5 protein-coding genes are annotated in these 2445 nt (G+C 73.9%); all 5 read right to left on the reverse strand.

The features are described 5' to 3' along the window. Positions 1-131: 131 nt before the first annotated feature. A complete protein-coding gene (locus ACZ4FV_RS52020; RefSeq protein WP_465328457.1) occupies positions 132-320 on the reverse strand; it encodes a hypothetical protein in 189 nt (62 codons plus the stop codon). Positions 321-456: 136 nt separating this feature from the next. After that, positions 457-726 carry a hypothetical protein gene (locus ACZ4FV_RS52025; protein ID WP_465328459.1) on the reverse strand — a complete coding sequence of 90 codons (270 nt, stop codon included), beginning with the start codon at positions 724-726 and terminating at the stop codon, positions 457-459. A 65-nt stretch (positions 727-791) separates the two neighbouring features. Continuing rightward, positions 792-1211 carry a hypothetical protein gene (locus ACZ4FV_RS52030; protein WP_465328461.1) on the reverse strand — a complete coding sequence of 140 codons (420 nt, stop codon included), beginning with the start codon at positions 1209-1211 and terminating at the stop codon, positions 792-794. A 172-nt stretch (positions 1212-1383) separates the two neighbouring features. Next, positions 1384-1569: a hypothetical protein gene (locus ACZ4FV_RS52035; RefSeq protein ID WP_465328463.1), complete on the reverse strand. Its 186-nt coding sequence runs from the start codon at positions 1567-1569 to the stop codon at positions 1384-1386. A 77-nt stretch (positions 1570-1646) separates the two neighbouring features. Continuing rightward, positions 1647-2060, reverse strand: coding sequence for a hypothetical protein (locus ACZ4FV_RS52040; protein ID WP_465328465.1), 414 nt, complete (start codon positions 2058-2060; stop codon positions 1647-1649). Positions 2061-2445: the final 385 nt, after the last annotated feature.

Genomic DNA, 2445 nt, shown 5'->3' on the forward strand with positions numbered 1-2445 from the left:
AAGGTGCCAACCCGGAGGCAGCCCCCCCCCCCCCCCACACACCCTCTCCAGGTTGGTGGTGTTGTTTGCTTCCCTTTTTCTTCCCCCCCCCCCCCCCCCCCCCCCCCCCCCCCCCCGGTACGGGCGGGCGGTCAGCGCTGGGCGGGGATCCGGGCACTGAGAGCGCAGACGCTTTCCCGGCGGTGCGTGAGCCGGCCGCCGCCGTCCCACTGGACGGTCACGCGCTTGCCGTCCTGGTCGACCTGCCTGACGGTGCCGGCGTGGTGGGCCTGGTCGTTGACGAGACGAACGCGGTCGCCGGTCTTGAGCGGTGCGGGCATGGTGGTGACTCCTCGGGTGTCGTTCGGGGTTCGGACGTCGGGCGGGGGGCCAACCCCGTCCGGCGGTGGTGTGCGCCGTGGGCGCGGTCTCGGTGTCGCGGGGTCCGTGTCGGCTCGGGCCGGCGGACCGGGGCGATCAGCGGCGGGCGGGCCGGTTGCGGCGTCCGGCGCGCTCGAACTTGGCCCGGTGGCGGTGGGCAGTGGCGAGCGCGGCGCGGGCCGCCTCGACGTCCTCGGGGGTGACGGCGTGGGCTGCGGTGTCGCGGGCCGTGGTCGCGGCTTCGAGGGCGGCCATCAGGTGCGCCATGGCCTCGACCCCGACCGTGGTGCGGCGCAGCGTGCGGGCGAGTCTGGCGGCGGCGGCGTGCGTGTCGCGGGCCGTGGTGCGGGCGTCGTCGTTCGTCACGAGTGGTCCTCGGGTCGTGGTTCGGTGTCGGGCGGCGGGGCCGGCCGCCGCCCGGCGGGATGGGGTCAGAACCTGCCTTCGAGTACGGCGAGATGGCCGGTGTGCACGCGGAGGCCGAGACTGACGAAGTACTCGCGACCGGTCTCGGCGTAGCGCAGATACTGGCTGTGGGCCTTGATGAGGTCGGCGTGGGCGCCGTCGAGGTGCCTGCGGGCGGCAACGACCTGGACGAAGTCGCGGGCCTGCTCGAACTGGGCTTCGGCCGTGCGCGCGCCCTGGATCGCGGATGTCGCGGACGCCGTGGCGCTGGTCGCGATCTCGCGCATGTCGCCGGTGGGCGCGCGGTGCGCGGGCGGGAGGGTCTCGCGCAGAGTGCGGGCGTTGTCGGCGATCGCGTGGGCGCGGGAGATCTCGGCGCGGATGTTCTCGGGACGGATCCATTCCGTCTTGAACCTGGCCAACTTCGCCGCAAAGGTGTCCGTCACGGGGGGTTCTCCTCGGTCGTTCGTGGTTCGGTGTCTTCCGGGGAGCCATCCCTTTCCGACACAAACAACAATACCAGTCACTATCGATAGCGTGGGTGTGGCGCGGCTTGGTTTCAGCCGTTCGGCGCATCGGCCGGATCGGGTCGCCCCGGTCGGCCGGCTCCGGGGTCGGTCACCAGATGTCGGCGAAATCCTCGTCTGCGGCGCTGAGGGGGCAGTAGCCCTCGCAGCGTTCACCGGACTTCGCGCCGCAGGAGTCGCACGGGATGGCGTAGCGGCCGGTGGGGCGCGCCGGGCGCAGGAAGGCGCGCAGCCATGCCATGAGCCGGCGGGGGTGGCGGTGGGGGTTGCTGTTCACGGGTCTCTCCGATGTCGGCTCGGGTGGGTCGGGATCCGGCCCCGGGGCGGCGGTCCGCCGCCCCGGGGGCGACGGGGTCAGTCGGTGGCGAGTCGGGGCGCGGCGGCCATGCGGCATTCGGCGCGGTACTCGCCGCAACGGTCGACGGCGGCGCGGAGCGCGGCGATGGCCAGCGTGGTCCAGCCGGGGCGGCGGGCCAGTCCCGACGCCTGCGCCGCGCGGGCCCGTGCTCCCACCAGCGCGCGGCGCGCGCGCAGGCTCGGGGCGGGGGCGGTGGCCTTGAACGCGGAGCGGACGGCGCCGGCGTGACGGACGATCAGTTCGTCGGTGGTGGGGCCGGCGGCCACCATGCACGGGCCGAACGTCTCGCCGTGCAGCACGTGGCAGGTGAAGCACCCCCGGACGATCTCGACGTCGTCCGGGTTGGTGATCAGGCCGTCCGCGTCGAACTCGGCGGGGCCGCTGACCATCTCGGTGATGACGTGGTCCATGGGGGTCTCCTTCGTCGTTCACGGTTCGGGGTCTTCCGGGGGGCCAACCCCTTCCGACATGAACAACAATACCAGTGACATGGTCGATTCAGGGTTGTTTCGGGCTGTTCGGGCGGGGTTTTCCGGTGGCGAACGGGTGATGTTCCTCCCGTGATCGCCGGTGCCCGGGGCCCGGTCACGCGTGTTCGCGTCGGGGCGGGGCGGGGTTTTCGCAACCGGCTGCGGTCCGGGGCCTCGACGCGTGCCGGGGCGGGGCCGGCATCGGCCACGCCCCGGGTGTCGGGGGGTTCCCTCGGTGACCGGCACGACTGAGGCCGTGCGGTTCTCGGGGGGGGGGGGGGGGGGAGGGAGGGGGGGGGGGGGGGGGGGGGGGGGGGGGGGGGGT

It is taken from the genome of Embleya sp. NPDC025285 (assembly GCF_055558835.1).

Excerpts from the sequence above, each read along its gene's own strand:
- ACZ4FV_RS52020 (WP_465328457.1), bottom strand. The coding sequence starts at position 320 with ATGCCCGCACCGCTCAAGACCGGCGACCGCGTTCGTCTCGTCAACGAC.
- ACZ4FV_RS52040 (WP_465328465.1), bottom strand. The coding sequence starts at position 2,060 with ATGGACCACGTCATCACCGAGATGGTCAGCGGCCCCGCCGAGTTCGAC.